Consider the following 17,529-nt stretch of genomic DNA (forward strand, 5'->3'; position numbering starts at 1 on the left):
ACCCGATATCTGCTGAGGCGACCATTTCCAGTCCAGCAGCGTGAGGACAATACGCCATGTAACACCTTGCGGGTCGAGCTTGGCGGGGCGTCGGGCAGCGGCACGTCGTGCGACGCTTAGCGCCTGGGCCGGCATCGAAGCATAGTGCTCGGGTCCGCTGTTGCGCGCCAGTTCACGGCTCACAGTTGCAGGTGAGCGCTTAAGCATACGGGCCATGGCCCGTATGCTTGAACCTTGCAGACGCAGGCTGGCGATCGTCAGCCGCTCTTCTGGCTGGAGTTGTCGATATCGTTTTTCCATGGCAACACCTTAAACGAGTCGGGGTGTTGCACTTCAGATTTGAAAACTCGAGCTTTTATCTTCGCCGCCCTCGCTCGAAGCGAACTGATCGCGCTAATTACAGCAAGCAACGAGAGAACGAGCGAGGCGCCTTGACCTGTGATCGCCGCGGCAAGCTGAGCGCTCTCGCGCTGGAGATCGACGGTCGTCGTGGCATTGCTTGCACGCACGAACGCTGCGTGGAGTCCTTTTAGAGCAGCGTCAAACCCCTCTATCCCCTCACACAGGAAGTAAGCGTCGAGGCCGACATTGACGACAGGAATCATCTGCGCGATCATCGCTCCGACCATCTTCGCCGCAGTCTCTCGCGCGTTATCTTTGATGGCTCGCCAAGCACGTTTCCCGGCCTCGCTGAAGTAGTCGCTCTCGTACGCCCATAGCATTGCCTGAATAACCCTGGCATTTTGATCCAACCCTGCGATTGATCCGTCATTTTCGCTCACGCCGACCGCATGCTCTGCTTCGGCTCTCTGCCAGATTGGGATAAATGTAAGCACTGACGCCAGCGATGCTATGTTGTTGGTGATGAAGGCGACGCGTTGCAGGTCGTTGAGGATTTCGTCACTCGACAGATCGGGCTGTGAAGGTCCGAACGCACGGATTTTTCCGGGGATCGCCATTACAGCCGCGCGCCCGCTCTTCACGTAATCCTTGTACGTCGCCTGAAACGTAGAGTCGATTTTGACCTTGCCCGTGGACACATCATCGCTCAGGTCCTGAGCGACTCGCTCCCAGAACTCATAGAAGGAGAATTCGGCCTGCGTCCGCGCGTATTCAATCCAGCCGAGAGCAAAGTCCCTTGTTGCGTGCGGCTTCGGCCATTCCGCATGCCGCAACTCCAATTCGAATGGTACTTTGCTCCCCACGGCTTCAGCGAAGGTACGGGCGAGTCCCCACCATAGTAGCGAGGACGGGAGCCGTTTCGATAGCGCTGCGCCATATTTGGCGTCCGCATCGAGCCGCTCCCTGATGCTCTTCATATCCACCTCGAGCCTCAGCGCGTCCCGAACTCTCGCAGCCCAGGTCAGCGGGAAGACGTGCGGAAAGCGATCGACTATATCCAACCCAAGTCTTGCCATCGTATCGAGTTCGGTCAACGCGGCTCTGTCCGATTCGGCAATGTAGACGTCAAGTTCCTTCATGCTCGCGAACCTGTCCGCCGACTTGCGTCCGAGCAACAGACCCAAACGTTCGCTGTAGATGGCTTGACCGGAATTGCCTGCGTCCTTCCATGCATCCCTGGACCGAAATGCTTCATCGAGGGCATCCTTCAGCTTCTGGCTGATCGCGCTGGCGTCGTCGGACGGGCTTCGCTGAATCAGTCGACCATTTGTGCCTGGCGCGACGGGGCCCGGCCCAGACCCTGATTGCTGCAGCACATGGGTCAGCTCATGCGCCATGAGCCTTCGCCCTTCATTCGATTCAGGCGAAGGTTGTCCTCTGCCGAGCACAATGCTTCGACCCACCGTATACGCCCTGGCATGTATCGCTCGTGCTGTTGCTACTGCTCGCGCGTCCGAATGCGTGCGCACTTCTCCGAAATCCGCTCTGAACCGTGGCTCAAAAAAAGCACGCGTCGCTGCTGGCAACGGTTGCCCCCCTTCCTTCCTAGCGAGAATGCTATGCGATATCGAAGGCGAAATCGCTCGATCTGCAGAAGATTCTTCCTCTGGTTGACGCTTGATGCTCTTCGCTTCCTCCTCGCAATGCGTGCAGCGCCGCTGGACGATTGCGCTACGCACGTCTTTCACGGAATTCGACTTGCCTGAATATAACGATCCCGGCTCCGGCATGCGCATGACTGCCTCCGCCACGCGCTCCGCTTCCTTCTCAGAGGGATCATCCGGATGACTGATCGAGAGCTGCTGCCCTGGCGAGGCGCTACTAGCTGACGCTCCAGCGGATGGACTCTTCCGCGCAACCATCGGAGCAGCAAGCGCCTGCGTACCGGCATTCCCCAGCCGCTGCTGCAAGGCTTGCGCGGCCGACACCGGAGCCACTGCCGCGACAGGTGAGCCAACACGCGAAGCAGTTGGAGCACGCCGTTCAGCAGTGACCGGCTTGCGCGCCAGCGAACGTTCCTGGGTCATCGCTCACCCCGGAGACCCTACGCTTCCGACTTCGGCGCATTCGGCTTCGACCGTCTCCCCGGATTGGAACCTTGTGTCGCCGGGTCCTCAGTTGCTGTCGTGTACGAGCCGGACTCTCCTCCCATAGCTGTGGTTGTCGCCGCCCCCGCCGCGCGCTTCTTCCGCGCCTCCTCCTCCGCCTCAATGAACACCTGCGGATCCCGCATCAACATCGGCCGGGTATAGCGCCGCACGCGATGATCAGCCTTCCATTCCGGATGCTCCGGGTTGTCGCTCGTCTGCTTCAATCGCGCGAGCACAACGCAATCACACCCGCAGCTTTGACAATTTTCTTCCGTGCAGCCACATATCCCCGCGTAGTGATTCTTGTAGCAAGGGTGTTCCGGATTGACGCACCAGCACTTGTCGCCCGCCACCGCTTGCAGCGGATCCTTATCAGGCTCCTCGCTTCCGCACGCGCACTCCGGCCGCGCGCGCACGATGCGGATCTCGAACCAATCGCGCTCCCGCGTGCATGCGGACGTCACGTCTCCCTCGTCGGAAGCGCACATCGCCGTGCGTGGCGAGCAGCATTTCTCCGTGCGGCACAACACCACCCACAGCTCCTTTGGGATGTCCTTACTGCACTGCTCCTCTATCGTCAGCGTCTTTGCCCTGGGCAGATAAATAGGATCGCCCTGACAGTCGAGTGCGAGACCGCAGTCGACCGTTACGATGACCTTGCCGCACTTCACATCAGGCTTGACCAACAGCCCGCACACCACGCCCGAGCCGAAGAATGAGCGGAACAACAACCGGCTCAGGTCGCGCGTGTAGAGGTTCAGCTGTTCCAGGTCATCGTGCTCCAGGAGCATGCCGGGGCCGAACTTCGCACGTAGCAGCACCGAGGGTTCCGAAGCACGGGCGACAGGCTCTTTGTTCGCGTTCATGGCTCAGACTCCTTGAACTGGGTTCGTACCGTCGTGGCCAGGCACGCGAGTCTGCGTGCCGCTGGGTTCGACGTTGAAGCTCGAATAAAAGGTGCCGCCCGGCGTGCCATTGCCGGTCGGAGCCGGGATGCAGCCGACGGCGTTGGCATCGACCGCCTGGCCATTGCAGTCGATGATGAAGTCGCCCCGGACCTCGATCTCCACGGTCGTCTGATTCTGATTGAAGATCCGCTTGCGGCTCAGGATCGCGTCGCTTACCCAGCCGCTGTCGACCACCAGCGTGGCCCGCTTGACCAATCCGGTCTGCGGGCCCGGCGCATCGATGGTCTCGATCTCGATGATCGGCACACGCCGGACTTCACCCCAACCCGCTTCGCTCTCGGACGCGATGATGGTCATCGAGAAGCAGTCGGTCCGAACCGTGTCCTTGCGTACCGGCCGCGAAAATTCCACCCAGTACTTGGAAGTCGGATTCCGGCCGCTATCCACAGGCGTTTCCGTGCCGAACGATTTGCTGAACTCGGTCCATTTGATCAATTCTTTGCAACGATGCCAGGGCCCCCAGCCAATCGCGCTGATGCGAGTGAGGTCACAACCGCGGATGAGATCGAACAGCAGGTCGTTGCGCTTCACTAGCCGACGCGGGCCACAATCGTCCACCCATGTGTCGAACTGCCAGCCGTCGCAGTCACCGGCCTTCAGGCGCACGCAAGCCAGTGCAACGCCGTTGCACAGGTCGATGCCCACGGGTCCGCACGGCTCGTCCACTTCGCGCAACCGGCCGCATTCAGACATGGAGAGCGCGCTCAGATGCTCGCACAAACACTGGCATCCGCCGCGCCGTACGGGACTGCCCGCAGCCCTCGTCTCGGCGGCCAGAACGCCGGCGTCCTTGTCGCAATCGTCCCTTTTCGCCTCCTGTGCCGCTTGCTGTTCGCAACACGGGCCGGTGGCGCAGTCGCACTCCAGCTCGCAAGCGTGAGGTTCGCAGCACGCGCTGCATGCGATGCGGCGCAACGAGTAACGCACGGTCTCGCAGATCTGCTCCCATTCCCGCCGCTCGCAACTGCAGGGGTCCGCCACCGTCACCGGGCCGACGTTCCGTTCCGCATAATGCGCGCTGAGAAGCCAGCAGGACTGTTCCTGCTGGTTCGGATCGGTCTGGCCCGCCGCAAGATAGCTTCCTTCCGGAGGCCTGTCGATCACCGCACCCTTGGCGTCGAGCAACGTCACGTCGTTCACACCGATCGTCTCGGGGCGCACCTGTACCAGCTCGCGGCCGCACACATCGAGGGCGAGGCCAAGGCCGATTTCGAGCCGCCCCGAACCGCCTCCGTTACCCCGTCGCGCCTCGGGCTGCACGGCATAGCCATACACCACGCCCCAGCCATGAATCGCCTGGTTCAACAGGCGGCGGCGCTCGAGCAAATAGGCCTGCTCCACCGAGAACGCATCCGCGGTGAGTCGCTTGCTCCGGAAGTAGCGGTTACGCAGGCCCGAGTCGCATGGCGCGTCGGAACAGCAAACTTGGCCGCCGGTTCCACGCTGCATGGGTCTTGAAGCATCGATCGTTGCCATGCTTGCCTCTCCAGGTGATTAGTCCAAACGCGTGCCGATATCCGCACCAGTCGAGTCGATGCGGCCGCCGCGCTCGGGCAGCCGCGTCATGCCGATCACGGCATCGGCGCCCAAACGAGCCATGGGCGGTCCTTGCAGCACGAATGAGCCATCGAGCGTCATCTCGCGCAAGGCGTCCGGTCCGGTCCAGCGCAGCCGCGCCTGCGCGCAGACTGGCACCATGGCTTCGACGAGTGCCGGAAGCCAGGGCTGCCACGCGCTGCGTTCCGCGCTGGTGGCCGCAACGTCGACGCGCACCTTGCCGACGAGGTGCCGCACGCCATCGTCAGTCTCGTTCGCGCATGGCAGCCGCATGTGTCCCAGCACCGCGCTCGAATCCAGTTCGCCGCTCCAGCGGCTGCGCCCGCCAAGTAACGCAGGCAATCTGCTGCCGGGATGGTCTGCTCCGCCCACAACGGCGAAGCCGCTGTCCGCCGTCGGGTCGATGACGCGAAATCGCGGCGGAGATCCGGGCAGCAGGCATTCGAGCAGCGTTTCGAGTCCTGCGCGCGTGCCGCGGCTTCGCGCCAGTTCGGCTGCCCGCATCACGATCCGCCGCTTCTGTTCCTCGGACAACGCGTCGTCCCAAGGCAGACCCAGCCAGCTCGCGACGAAATCGAGCCAGGGTCCGCTCGCCATTCCAGGCTGAATCCGGCTCGCCAGCGATCCGATGCGCTCATCGATCTGTTGCGTGGTCGACTCGAGCACGCCGACAAGGGCGCGCAGAAAGCTGCCCGGCTGGGCTTGCGCGCGGCGATAGATGGCGGGCAGGTTCTCCATGAGCGACTGGCCCGGGTAGAGCACCGCGAGTTCAGCGAGCGAAGGCAGCGCGCCGCCGCCCGTGGCGCCGAGGCTGATACACACCCAGACACAGGGTTCGCGCACGTCGAATAGCGGCGCCGACAGGGGCGCCGCGAACCCGCCGGCCGATGTCCTGTCCGCATGCAGCACGATCGGCGCGCTCCAGACGCCCGGCTCGCACAGCAGCCTCTGTGCGCGCTGCCCGGCGGTCTGCTTCGTATCCCGGGCGATCGCATCGAGCCGGTGCCGCGTGGCCGGGTCCGCCGTCGCCGCGTAGGAAATCTCGATCGAGGAACCCTCGGGAAGGTCGGCAACCGCCTCGATGCGCAGCCAGCGACGCGCATCCTCGCGATCCGGCGACTGAAGCACCGGAGTGATCACCGTGCAGCGGATCTCCGGCGTTCTATCCGGCACCGACTCGGCGATCCGGTAACGCAGCAGTCCGCGGCGGCCGGCCACGAGCAGACTGTCGCGCGCTCCCGCCACACCCGTGATGGGCGAATCGCGCGCATCGATGGCGATCTCCTCCAGCGTTTCGCCATCGCCGTCGAACGTCAGCACGAAAGCTTTGACCGATGCCGATGCCTCCTCCTCGCCGCCGACGAACACGCGGCTGTCTCCGTCGCCGCCCAGCATGGACGGACGGAAGCACGGATGAACCCGCGCCAGGATCGCGCTTGCCACGGCTGATCCGCCGTCCGCCGCGAACCAGTCGAGATGGGGCTGCACGTCGTCAACCCAGACGACGAAGCGCTTCGCACGAGGCAGGAACACGAATGCCCTTGCCGTCGCGATACCGTCGAACCGAACGGTTCCGACGACTCTGCCGGCACAGTCGATCCGGATGGCTTGCGGGCTTCCTTCATCCTCGACGAGCGCAACGATGCCGCCGGCGTGATCACCGGCGATGTCGATGACGCGCCGGTCAAGCCTGACGACATCGAGGCGCGTGAGGCTATCCGCTTCGTAACGAAGCAACGACTGCCCGGCGTCTGCAATGACCCAGAGCCCCGCCGCGTTCGCGACGAGACGCGACGCCCGTGCTATCGCGTAGGGCGCGGTCTGCACGCGGGTATAGCCATCGCACTCGGTGAAGCGGTGCAGGCAATCGTCATCGTCGCGCCAGATCGTTTCGCCCTCGCGCATGGCGACCGGCGCGTGCGCTCCGCTCGATGGGTAGAGCTCGGCGGCCGGCATGAAGGGCGCGCGCGGCCGAATGCGCTGCTGCGCGTCGAAGCACGCCGGGTCGACACGGTCGAACAGACACGCGCGCCACTGCTCGGCCGAACGGAAGCGATAAGCGTGTTGCGCAGGCGTGCTCATGGCGCCACCTTGGCCGCGGCACGCACAACCTCGATCCGGCTGCCGGCCAGATCGAACCGGGGCAGGCCGCTGCGAGCCACCTTGATCTCCTCGGTCGCGGCCCCCGATTCCGCTGTCAGCCGCAGCGCCGTTACCCGCCGCACGCCGGCAACCCGGCGTATGAACGCGGTGACATCCCGCCTGGTGACCGGGACGCCCGGTTGACGAGGCTTGTCTCCGATCAGCATGAAACGCGTGCGCAATGCCTGGACGATATCGTCTCTGACGGTGTCCGGATGACGCCCCGCGACGGGCTCGACCGTCGCTTCGATGGCGAACTGGACATAGCGAGGCCCAATGACCACGAGCCGTGTGCCCAAGGGCATCCGCGTTGCCAGCCGGCGGCGGATCGCGTCCAGCCAGCCACGCGATTCGGGCACGCCGCCGGCATCCTCTTCCGACCTGCGTGCCCGCATGGCCACGAGCGTCACGCTGCCGGTTCCCGGCGCGCGGTCGTCCTGCGCCGGAATCCAGGCGCGCGCGACTTCGAGCAGCGGCAGCGCCAACGCGGCCTCCACGATGTCTTCCTCACTGACGAGCGCGTGATCGAACCGTGCGCGCCGCCGCGCTTCCCTCCGCTCGTCGATCCAGCCGGTCGCCGCTGCGCCGCCCACCATGGCGTCCAGGTTCACGCCGAAGGCGCCGAGGAATCCCTGTAGCTGCCATTTCCGGTTCGGTGCGACGATGCCGCGCTCGCCGTCGCACACGGTGTATGTCGCCACGACCTGCGCTCCCGCAGGCGGAATGCGGCCATTGACGCCGTTGCCGAACGTGACGCGCTCGGCGGCAGTGTCCAGCTCATACACCGTATCGCCGGGCCCGCTGGCGACGAGGCTTCCCGGGCGCCACTCATCCCGGTGGCCGCTGTTCGGATCACGCAGTTCGATCTTGACCGGCGCAGCGCCTGGCCCGAAGCTCAGGCCTGGGACATCGAGCTGGAACGAGCCATCCGGTACGCCGGTGATCACGTGCAGTTCATCCACGATCCGGCGGCCCTGGACCACCGGCAGCACATTGGGCTCGATGCGCAGAATGCGCGGCGGCCGCTCGAAGCCGGGCGCCGGGCGCAATTCGAGGGAAAAGATCTTCGGCACTTGCGTCAACGGCGAAAGATCGAGCAGCAGCGCACCGGTGCGCAGCAATCCGCACGTGGCGTCCGACGCAATCCGCAAGGGAAAGCGCTCGCTCGCCATTACCAGCGTGGCCAAAAGCGACGACCCGCACTGGGTGCCGAGCGCCGCATCGAAAGGCGCGGCCGGGTTCGATGAAGCGCCCGTCAACGGAACATCGGCGCGCACGCCGAGCGGCCAGAGCGCACCCGAAACATCCTTCCGGTCCGCCGGGAGAATTCCGTCATCACTGTTGCACTCGAACTCCAGCAGCAGCACATCACCGTCCGCTGCCGCCGTTCCAAAGGGCTGAAACGCGGGACCGCCGCGCCGGTTGGCGACGGTAAGGTCAAGCTTCCTGCCGTCCCTGCCGCGAGCCTCGAGCCGCCGTACCCGCCCGGGTATCCAGAGGAACTTGCCATCGGCGTAAAAGCGCGGCTCTCCCGAGTCCAGCAGGTTCACCACGGCACCGGCATCGATCACCCGGGTGTGCGAGAAGCCGGCGACCGGCGCACTTGGATCAGCCCAGTCCGGCCAGATAAGACCGCGTGCCGGCTGCGTGCCGATGGCCGTCAGGCCGAAGATCGCAGCGTACGCGGCACGCTCGTCGCGCCTCATGTGTCCGAGCGAATAAAGCTGCGCCTCGGTCACCCAGGCGAGCAGCTCCATCAGCGTGATGCCGGGATCATGAGCGTTGTGGTCGGTCCACTCGGGCGCGAGTTCCGGCAGACGGGCGCGCCCCATCTCCATCAGGTCGTCGAAGCGAAGATTGAAAAGATTCGGCGCGAGTTGTTTCATGTCGCTGCTCCGGGCGTCTCGAACGTGATGCGGACACCCCCCTTGTCCAGCCAGACGAGATCCGTCCGCTGAAGCGTCGCGGGCCAGGGGCGTTCGGAATCATTCCCGCCGATCTCGTACAGCTCGATTCCGGCAATGCCTTCCAGCTGCGGCACGTCAGCGAGGGCGCCACCGACGTCCGCCTCCCCCGGGGATTCGCCGAGCGGCCAGCCGGCGCCCTCCACGCCGCCGGTGGCGGAGTCGAAGAGCGCGCGAATCTGCTCGCGCACTTCGCTCGCGACGCTGCCGGCAACGTCGAGGCTCGCCACCCGAAGACGCAGGTCGACGCGCAGGCGGCGCAGGTCCGGACCGACGATCCGCAAGGCTTGCGTGGCCGCGAGCGTGGGCGGCGCCATCCCGATCAGCAGGCGATGCAGTTCGCGCACGTCCGCGGCGCCGGGCCTGGGATTCGCGCCTTGCATGACGATGACGAGTTGCACGAAGCCCGTGTGCGGAAAGCAGCGCGCCTGGGCCACTTTGGGCGAATGGGCGAGCGTGAGTTGCTCGATGTCGGCCGCCGTGACCGCGCGGTCGCGATGCCGCAGACCGGCAACGCCGAATCGAAGTACACGCTCGACGTCTTCCGCCGGCGCGCCGCCCGCGGCCTGATCGGCGGCATACACCGCCTCCACGCCTTCGATGGGGGAAACGAGGTTCAGCGCGGTGCGCGCGGCAATGGCGTTGCCCGGAACCGCCGAGCTTCCTGCTGCGCCCGGTTCGGTGCGTCGATAGACAAAGGCCACGATGCAGTCACGGCCTATCGGCGGAATCCTGCCATGCCGTCCGTCACCGAAGCGAATCTCGCCGGTTTCCTCGTCGAGCGCATAGACGCGCGCCGTCGCCGCCTCGTCAGCGGGATCGATCACGCGCTGCCACAAGACCCAGTCGCCCAGCAGGTTCTCGACAGCGCTCAGGACTTTGCTCTTGTCCTCCGCAAGGAGCGCCGCACGCTCTTCATCACCGAGCGGTTCCCTCACGCGCAGTTCCAGCGTGTTCTTGAGCACCGGCGGCCGCGCGAGCCAGAGCGTCAGATCCGGCTCGCCCTGCGAAGAGCCGAGCAGTTCGTACGTCAGCGTCTCCGCGGCGCTTGCCCAGACGCCGTTGAGATAGGCGCCGAGCACCTTGGGCCGCCAGTCGTCGGCCGGAACGCCGCCACCCTGCCCCGGCGCGAGCCGCAGCCACTTCAGGGTCTGGCCGAACAGTTCGTGCGGAGTCGGCTCGACGGGAAATGACAGAACAAGCAGCTCGCTCTCACCCAGCGCACGGGTCCGGTCCTCGATCACGAGCGGCGTGAACCGGTCGCCGATGAAAGCTTCGACGGTCATCGGCGCAAACGCGTCGTGCTTCTCCTCCTCGACGAGCAGCAGCAGATTGATCGAGTCGTCCAGCAGCGGGGAATCGAAGCCGAGATAAAGGGCGCGGCCCGGATTCGCGGCGGCGGTCGTCGCGTTAGCAGGCGATGCGTCGTCTTGCGCCGGACGAGCGGAGCCGGCGGCAAGCGTGGAGCCCGCTGTGCTCCCCGCATTGACGGAAGCGCCGGTGGAGCGGTCGCAGTCGGGAGCGCACGCTTCCTCCGGCGTCGCGGGACCGGGCGGACCCCACAGCCTGCCAAGCTGCACGGCGAGCGGAATGAACGCCTCGACCATGGCGCCGCCGGTACTGTTCGCATCGCTCTGATCACGCAACGATCCGCTGTCCCGCGTCATCACGAGTTCGGGAAGGACCGCTTTGCATATTGCGTACGAGACGGTGAACTGGATGACCGCAGGTGCGCGGATGCCCGCGGTCGATCGTTTGACGATCTGACGCGTGACGTCTTTCTGGCCGGTGGGCGCGCTTTCGACGCTCACTTCCTCGCGGCCATAGTCGCCGCCGGTCAGACGCGCGCGGATCCAGAAATTGGTCCGCCCTGACCAGTCGGTTGCCGCCAGTTCGACAGGAACCGCGAAGGTTACGTCTCCGCTCGCTTTCAGATGGAGCGAGCCGTCGTGAAGGTCGGGCAGTCTCCACCAGCCGGACCCGTTCCAGTATTCCCACGACAGCTCCGGATTGGTCGTGATATCGGCGGGCGATCGCGCCCATTGGCCGACGGCGGTATCGAGAACGACCTTTACGCCCGACTGCGGCGCCACTTTCCAGCCGTGATCGAGAACGACGACAAGCGGATGGTTCGACGCGTCCAGTTTGAATGCCCTACCGGTCTGCCTGCGCGGTTGGGCACCTGGAAACATGAGCGCCGCGATGCTCAAGACGCCGGGATCCCAGTCATTGATGTTGGAGTCGAGAGGCAGGAACGGTGCCGTGCGGCCAGTCAATAAAACAGGAACCTTGTATTGAACCGTGTCCGTTGTGGCAGGCGCTGGAACGAGAGTAGCCGTGCTGCCGTTACCGACATCGATCTCCGACACACGGTGAATGGTCTCTTCAATGCGGATGAGCGAGTTGCGGGCTGTGACAGAATCGTGTTTGTCCAGCGTGAGCGTTCCTTTGTCCTTGTCCGCCGCGCCCACGTAGAACTCGCCCTCATGGTGAAAAGCTTTCAGCACGCCGGCTTTGCCGTCACGCAGCGCTGGTTCCAGCGAATAAAGCACCTCGCCCTGAAGGTTCGTCGTCACGTCCGTCACGGAAGCTTCATCGGTTACAGGACCGTTTCCTTCATCCCGCACCACCGTATCGCTGACCTCGAGCGACGGGTCCGTTGCGCTCGCGAGGAGCCCCTGCTTGACGGTGGGGGAGAACTTCTTCCGTGACTCCGGGTGGAAAGGAGCGACGAGCAGATTTCCGTTGCTCTCGGGAATCACGACGTGTTCCGCGACAACCAGCGGCATGCCGTCAGGCATGCCGGAAGCGGAGGGAATGTCGGACCGGAAGGGCTCGATGGCCGACTCTCCGGCGGCCGGCGGCGGCCAGGACAAGAGATAACCACCGTTGGGTCCTGCAACCGCGGCAAGGAATTGAACCTTCCCGTTGCCGATTGCCGCTTCGAACCCCGTCACCTTGTCTTGTTCTCCGTCGAGCTTGAATGTCAGCTCTCCGCCGGTTCCGCGATACAACGCGAGGTCGCGCAGGGTCGAGTGCGCCAGTGCGACCATGAGCGTGGCGCCATCGAACACGGCCACCGGCCGTACCCCGGAATCGACGTCCGATACGTTGAGGCGCGTGCACTTTCCGGGGACCGTGATGCGATACAACTCGTGCTTGTCGGACACGCCGATCATGCCCATCGCATAGGAAGTCACCAGAACGTTGGACGCATTGCTCAGGACCGGCGCGACGGCTTCGAACCTTACCAAGGAGCCGCTGGCGTCTTTGGCTTCGATGTTCACCCACTCCGGACCGTCCGGCCAGTCCCGCCGCCAAAGCTGGCCAGCCTGCAGCGCAACCAGCGACGCGCTGCCTTGCAGAAAAATCAGGTCGGCAATCGGGTCTTCCGAACGGCTCGTCGGCGCTTTCACCGTGCCGAAGTCCTTCCATTGACTGTCGTCCGGCGTGCCGGAATTCTCGCGCCAGATCCAGACCACATTCTTCGCTCCGGCCGCAACGAGGAATCCAGCAGGATCCAGACTGTCGCTCCACACGGGCAAGCGGCCTCGCGGGCGCTCATCGAGTAAGCCATCGGAAGAAGGAGCGGCGCTGCCGGCGGGCGGAACCGGGCGCAAAATTCCGCGCTCCCGAAAATTCGTCACGGTGCCGGTATCAGGAGATATTTCGATCAGATGCAGTGCGCCATCCCGCGCGACGCCTGCCATGACCTTGTTCGCGAACGTACCCGTCATCACAGGCGTGAGCGCGCTGAACGTGGCATCGGCGAGGTCGAAGTGCAACTTCACCTCGGCGCTTTGCTTCGAGAAGACTTCCGCGCTCCCGAGGTAGAAGGCGTCGAACTGGCGTGGCTCCTTTCCGAACGGATAGAACCGGTTGTCGAGCACGAGCGGGGTGGTGTTCGCCATCGCTTCCATGCGGGGCGCCGCCTCGGCAGGATCGAGCAGCGGAGGCTGGTCGGCTCCGGAGTCGATGCAATTGATCCGAATTTCGTAGGTATCGGCTCGAATCGGCAAGTCTTGGGGACTTACCTTGGCTATCGAGGCGCGAATCCAGCGGCTTTCCTTCCCGCCGGCCAACTCCAGCACCTCCATGGCGCCCTTTGGCTTGAGCAGCACGATTCCGGCGGACCTGGCCTGCGTTTTGGCCGGGGCAGGCTTCAGGGGCAGCCAGAGCGGACCGGCGGCGCCTTTTCCCCAATAGTGCCAGGTGGCCGCCGAGAGTTCCTTCGTACCCAGAATCTCGATCGCCGCCGCAGCCTCCAGATCGAACAGTGTCTTGTGCCCGATATAGAGGGCATGTTCCTGATGATCATGTGCACCAGGGTCGAACGGCATGAAGGCCGTAACCTTGGTCGCGCTCGATTGCGGCGCAACGTCCTGCGTCAACGGCCAGTCCAGCGTCACGATGCCGTCCCCTGACTTGACGATCTCGTATTGCTCACCCGCAATGTCGAGCAGCAGTCCCGGAGCGAGACCCGCTTCGGGATCGAGTTGCAGCTGAGCCGAACCGGCGGAGGCAAAGCTCTTGCATTGCCACCGCGTGGGCAACGGGTCGAGCGGCGCGGGGTTCGTCAGTCCCGGAGGCGGCAGATAATACGCATCCTTGGCGCTGTCGACGCCAACCATGAATTGCAGTCCGCCCGGCACCAGCAGTACGTCCGTCTCGGTTTCGAGCATCACCGACGCACCGCCTGCTTCCACCTGCAACAGCGCCGGTGCGGAGGCGAGTCGCGCGTCGCGCGCGCTATCGGCGAGTTTGAACACGATGGGCAACCGGGCCGGCCGCGCCGCGTCGCGCGGCACCGCGAGCCAGTCGAGAAGGCCCAGCCTGAGCTTTTCGCCGCCGCGGTCGAGGCGCGCGGTGACCTCGGAGGCGAATTGGGCGGCGATCTTCAGCAGCGCCCGCCCGAAATCACGCTGATCGTCCTCCATGCCCCATGACGGGACCCAGGCGCGGGCTCGCGCAACGAGCTCGGCTTCGAGTTCCTTCACCCGACGCGTATCGACTCGCGGAGGGCTGGCCGGAGTCATGGCTGCCCCCCTTCGCGGAAATAGAACGGGAACACCAGGTTGCCGATCTGATTGGTCTTGCGCACGCGGTATTCGATCTCGACGAGCAACTGGCCTTCCATGGTCGCTGCGTCGTCGACGGTGACGCCCAGCAACTCGATGCGCGCTTCGCAGCGCCGCAGCGCGTCCTCGACCGTCGAGCGCACGAGCTGGATCGTGCTGCTGTCCATCGACGCGAAGACCAGCTCGTGAATGCCGCAGCCAAAATTCGGACGCAAGACGCGCTCGCCGGGCGCGGTCTCGAGGATGATGAGAATCGACTGCCGAATGTCCTCCTCATAGGCCACGCTCGCCACCTTCCCCGTGCGCGGATCGAGCGCGACCGGCATCGCCCAGCCGCGGCCGAGAAATGCCTTGCGATCGTCGGGGTAAAGGTCGTCGCTCATCCGATCATCACCGTCAAGGCGCCCAGTGCGATTGCATTGGGCGCACCTGCTTCGACCACCATGTCGCCCTGCCGCGCGGCGGGAAAGCCGCCGATCATCACGGTGAGGCTGCCCAGGGCGACCACGCCGCCGACGTGCGGCTTGACGCCGTCCACCAGCGGGCATGCATGCGTGTCCGCGAGCGCGCGCCACGCGGGCTGGCTCGCGATCATGACCGTCGGGCAGCCCGGCCCCGGCCCGAGCGGCGTCCCGTGGCTGGTCATGTCACCGAGACGTGCGGCTGGCTGGCCCATGGTGCGTACCTAGTTGATGTTGACCAGCGCGCCGCGCACGGTGAGCGTCGCATTGGCCTTGAGTTCGAGCGTTCCGCTCGCCTGGATCGAAATGACGGGCGCCTTGAGGTTGAGCTGCATCGTCGCCTCGAGCGTGACGGTGCCGCTCTTTTCGATCTTCAAGCGGTTACCCCCGCTGTCCTTCACTTCGATCGAATCGTCCGTGAAGCGCACCACCGCGCCATTCTCGTGAGCCAGCTCGACGACGCCCTGGGCGCCGTCGTCGAACAGCAGGTAGTGATGCTTGCGAGACTTCACCATGCGCTTGTCGTTCTTGCCGTCGGTGTTGGCGACAGGCGGTTTGTCCTGGCCATTCCAGAGTGCGCCGAGGATGTAGGGAAAGCGAAGGTCCTCGCGCTCGAATCCGACCAGTACTTCATCGCCCACTTCGGGAATAAATACGGTGCCGCGTCCATTGCCCGCCATCGGCACGGCCAGGCGTGCCCAGTAGCTCTCGCCTGGCTGGTCGTGCCAAGGGTAACTGACCTTCACCCGGCAAAGCCCGGCGTCGTCCTTGTTCTGCGTGACGAGCGCAACCGCCACGCCCTTCACGTGTCCGGACTCATAGGTGATCTCGCTTGCTTCGGCGGCCTCGGTGCTCATCTCTTTGCCTCACGTACGTTAAAACGGGTGCGATACCCATTGCTGTCGAGGTGATGCGACGCGTGCTCGATGTAATACAGCTTCGAAAATTCCTCACCGAGATTCGTGAGTTCCACGGTCCGGTCAGGCCGCAGCTCGGGCAAACCGATGCTTTCCGCCTCGCCCGTCAGGAATTTCTTCGAGATGTCGCCCATCGCGGCCTGTGCACGCTTGTCGGCTTCGGCTTGTGTGAACACGGGCTGGCGGACCGCCAGCGTCGGCTGCCGGTCCGGTGCGTGCACCAGCTTGCCCAAATGTTCCGAAATGCTCTTTCCTCGTGCGTCCACCATCGCATTGGCGCTGGCGCGCCCGACGATCGGCCGCTTGTTGGCCACGTCCCAGCCGTGGACTTCCACCGTGGCGACCTGGCCCGCGAGGTTCGCGTCGGGCTTGAAACTCAGCAACCCGGCGCCCCATTCGAGCGTGGCAACCGATGCCGAATCGATGCGAGGCCGGCCAAAATACAGCGTCGGCTTTCTGCCCGCAGGATCGTTGTCGACGAAGACTTCGTACAGAACCCGTTTCTTGTCGCTGCTGTTGCGCTTGGCCAGTGCCTTGAGCAAGTCCCAGTCGTTCTGCTGATTCTGTTCGATCTGCGGATGCTTCTCCGGGGTGTCGTCGATTACGCTCGCGAGATGGTGCTTGCTCGCGATTTCCTGCACCAGCTCGCTATCCTTGCGATCCTTTCGCCCCAGTGAAGAGCGGCCGAGCGTCAGCGGGAATCCGTGGTCATACCCGGAGACGACCAGTTCCGGCGATCCGGTCTCGGGAAAGCTGGTTTCGATCTTCGTCACTTTGCCGAGAATCGTTGTGGGCATGGTGGCGAGATCGCGGTATCCCATGCAGACCTTGACCTCTTGCGCGAGCGTGAGCACTTCAAGCAGGTTCTGGCCGCTGCCGGTCTGGAACTGGTGTTGCTTGCCGTTGTAGCAGTTGGCCAAAGTGAACGAGAAATGCGATGCCTCGTTCTTCACGAGATCCACGTCGATCTGGCTGACCGCGACTTCCAGCCCGCGCACCAGGTCGACGCCGCCGATGAAAATCGCGAAGCCCGGCGCATAGAACTCGGCATGGCGTTCAGAGAGTTCGACCAGTTTCATTCGATATCTCCAGTGGCGGCAATTCGAGCCAGTCGCCGGCACGGATTTCGCGCGGATCGTCGAGATCGTTTGCCTGCGCGATGCACACCCATTGACCGGCATCGTCATATTCACGCGCGGCGATCAGCCAGAGACTTTCCCGACCGACAACGACGCGCCGCTTGGTCTTGTCGGACGACTCGCGACGCGGATCCTCGACCAGATTCCGCAGCGTGCGGTACTCCTTGAACGTCACCGACAACGTCACCCGCGCAGGCGCACCGTCCGGATGGAACATGGTGACCTTGCGGCCGATTCGCTCGATGACCGCAGTGAACAGCATGGTTCCCCAGTTGAAGAGCACGGACGGCGGCGCGTGCAGATCCCTGTCGATATCCAGCAAGCTCGTGAGGTCCTCCAGCCGTTTGCGCAGCGGGGCATCCTCCTTCTGTTGCAGCGAGGTCGGACCGCGCGGGTCGGTATAGTCGTCGAGAAAGAGGTCCATGCTCAATTGGGCGGACTCCCCGTTCACGAATTGAAGCAGCGGCGCGCCGAGTCCGGGCACGGAAGTCGCCTTGAAGGAGTTCGAGCGATCGAAGCTGTACTCCGTCGGATTGAAGAGCACGGTGATTATCTTGCCCTTGTGCGCTCCTTCAAGAACCGTGATGGTGGCCTTCGTCAGCGGTGGCTGGCCCATGCGCGCTCTCCTAAAGACCCCGGCGTTCCCGCTCGATCTGAGCGCGTCGGTCTATGCGGCGGATGACTTCCCTAGACAAACGGTCGACCAGCCCCGGGGCGAGTTCGGCGAGGCTCATGCCAGCGTTTCGGACCGCTGAGATGGGCGGATCCGACGTTAAGGTCTGCGCGCGAGCCGTGGGGCTTGCAACGGCGG

12 protein-coding genes are annotated in these 17,529 nt (G+C 64.4%); all 12 read right to left on the bottom strand.

Annotated features, from left to right (window positions below; translation table 11 throughout):
* Positions 1-300 (bottom strand): helix-turn-helix domain-containing protein (locus BLT65_RS40345; protein WP_143036648.1); only part of this gene is annotated, 300 nt, incomplete at its 3' end.
* Positions 258-2,429, bottom strand: coding sequence for an eCIS core domain-containing protein (locus BLT65_RS40350; protein WP_091789237.1), 2,172 nt, complete (start codon positions 2,427-2,429; stop codon positions 258-260). The genes BLT65_RS40345 and BLT65_RS40350, both read right to left, overlap by 43 nt.
* Before the next feature lie 17 nt (positions 2,430-2,446).
* Positions 2,447-3,358, bottom strand: a complete 912-nt coding sequence (locus BLT65_RS40355) for a hypothetical protein (protein ID WP_091789240.1) — start codon at positions 3,356-3,358, stop codon at positions 2,447-2,449.
* 3 nt (positions 3,359-3,361) lie between these two features.
* Positions 3,362-4,936 carry a hypothetical protein gene (locus BLT65_RS40360; RefSeq protein WP_091789243.1) on the bottom strand — a complete coding sequence of 525 codons (1,575 nt, stop codon included), beginning with the start codon at positions 4,934-4,936 and terminating at the stop codon, positions 3,362-3,364.
* An 18-nt stretch (positions 4,937-4,954) separates the two neighbouring features.
* Entirely contained in the window at positions 4,955-7,099 is a 2,145-nt protein-coding gene (locus BLT65_RS40365) for a phage tail protein (RefSeq protein ID WP_091789246.1), read from the bottom strand.
* The gene (locus BLT65_RS40370) at positions 7,096-9,045 is read right to left on the bottom strand and encodes a putative baseplate assembly protein (RefSeq protein ID WP_091789249.1); all 1,950 of its coding nucleotides are present in this window, start codon (positions 9,043-9,045) and stop codon (positions 7,096-7,098) included. The genes BLT65_RS40365 and BLT65_RS40370 overlap by 4 nt, the downstream gene beginning before the upstream one ends.
* Entirely contained in the window at positions 9,042-14,120 is a 5,079-nt protein-coding gene (locus BLT65_RS40375; RefSeq protein WP_143036649.1) for a baseplate J/gp47 family protein, read from the bottom strand. The genes BLT65_RS40370 and BLT65_RS40375 overlap by 4 nt, the downstream gene beginning before the upstream one ends.
* Positions 14,121-14,155: 35 nt before the next feature.
* Positions 14,156-14,584, bottom strand: a complete 429-nt coding sequence (locus BLT65_RS40380; RefSeq protein WP_091789255.1) for a GPW/gp25 family protein — start codon at positions 14,582-14,584, stop codon at positions 14,156-14,158.
* Entirely contained in the window at positions 14,581-14,877 is a 297-nt protein-coding gene (locus BLT65_RS40385; RefSeq protein ID WP_091789259.1) for a PAAR domain-containing protein, read from the bottom strand. Before BLT65_RS40385 ends, BLT65_RS40380 begins: the two co-directional genes overlap by 4 nt.
* A gap of 9 nt (positions 14,878-14,886) precedes the next feature.
* On the bottom strand, positions 14,887-15,519 hold the full coding sequence (locus BLT65_RS40390; protein ID WP_091789262.1) for a phage baseplate assembly protein V: 633 nt from the start codon (positions 15,517-15,519) through the stop codon (positions 14,887-14,889).
* Positions 15,516-16,658, bottom strand: a complete 1,143-nt coding sequence (locus BLT65_RS40395) for a phage late control D family protein (RefSeq protein WP_091789265.1) — start codon at positions 16,656-16,658, stop codon at positions 15,516-15,518. Before BLT65_RS40395 ends, BLT65_RS40390 begins: the two co-directional genes overlap by 4 nt.
* Complete coding sequence (locus tag BLT65_RS40400; RefSeq protein ID WP_091789268.1) at positions 16,636-17,334, bottom strand: CIS tube protein; 699 nt, start codon at positions 17,332-17,334, stop codon at positions 16,636-16,638. The genes BLT65_RS40395 and BLT65_RS40400 overlap by 23 nt, the downstream gene beginning before the upstream one ends.
* Positions 17,335-17,529 lie beyond the last annotated feature (195 nt).

The sequence above is a fragment of the Paraburkholderia steynii genome (assembly GCF_900100565.1).
GTDB classification, from domain to species: domain Bacteria; phylum Pseudomonadota; class Gammaproteobacteria; order Burkholderiales; family Burkholderiaceae; genus Paraburkholderia; species Paraburkholderia terrae.

Excerpts from the sequence above, each read along its gene's own strand:
- BLT65_RS40400 (WP_091789268.1), bottom strand. The coding sequence starts at position 17,334 with ATGGGCCAGCCACCGCTGACGAAGGCCACCATCACGGTTCTTGAAGGA.
- BLT65_RS40360 (WP_091789243.1), bottom strand. The coding sequence starts at position 4,936 with ATGGCAACGATCGATGCTTCAAGACCCATGCAGCGTGGAACCGGCGGC.
- BLT65_RS40350 (WP_091789237.1), bottom strand. The coding sequence starts at position 2,429 with ATGACCCAGGAACGTTCGCTGGCGCGCAAGCCGGTCACTGCTGAACGG.
- BLT65_RS40355 (WP_091789240.1), bottom strand. The coding sequence starts at position 3,358 with ATGAACGCGAACAAAGAGCCTGTCGCCCGTGCTTCGGAACCCTCGGTG.
- BLT65_RS40385 (WP_091789259.1), bottom strand. The coding sequence starts at position 14,877 with ATGGGCCAGCCAGCCGCACGTCTCGGTGACATGACCAGCCACGGGACG.
- BLT65_RS40395 (WP_091789265.1), bottom strand. The coding sequence starts at position 16,658 with ATGAAACTGGTCGAACTCTCTGAACGCCATGCCGAGTTCTATGCGCCG.
- BLT65_RS40370 (WP_091789249.1), bottom strand. The coding sequence starts at position 9,045 with ATGAAACAACTCGCGCCGAATCTTTTCAATCTTCGCTTCGACGACCTG.
- BLT65_RS40380 (WP_091789255.1), bottom strand. The coding sequence starts at position 14,584 with ATGAGCGACGACCTTTACCCCGACGATCGCAAGGCATTTCTCGGCCGC.
- BLT65_RS40365 (WP_091789246.1), bottom strand. The coding sequence starts at position 7,099 with ATGAGCACGCCTGCGCAACACGCTTATCGCTTCCGTTCGGCCGAGCAG.
- BLT65_RS40390 (WP_091789262.1), bottom strand. The coding sequence starts at position 15,519 with ATGAGCACCGAGGCCGCCGAAGCAAGCGAGATCACCTATGAGTCCGGA.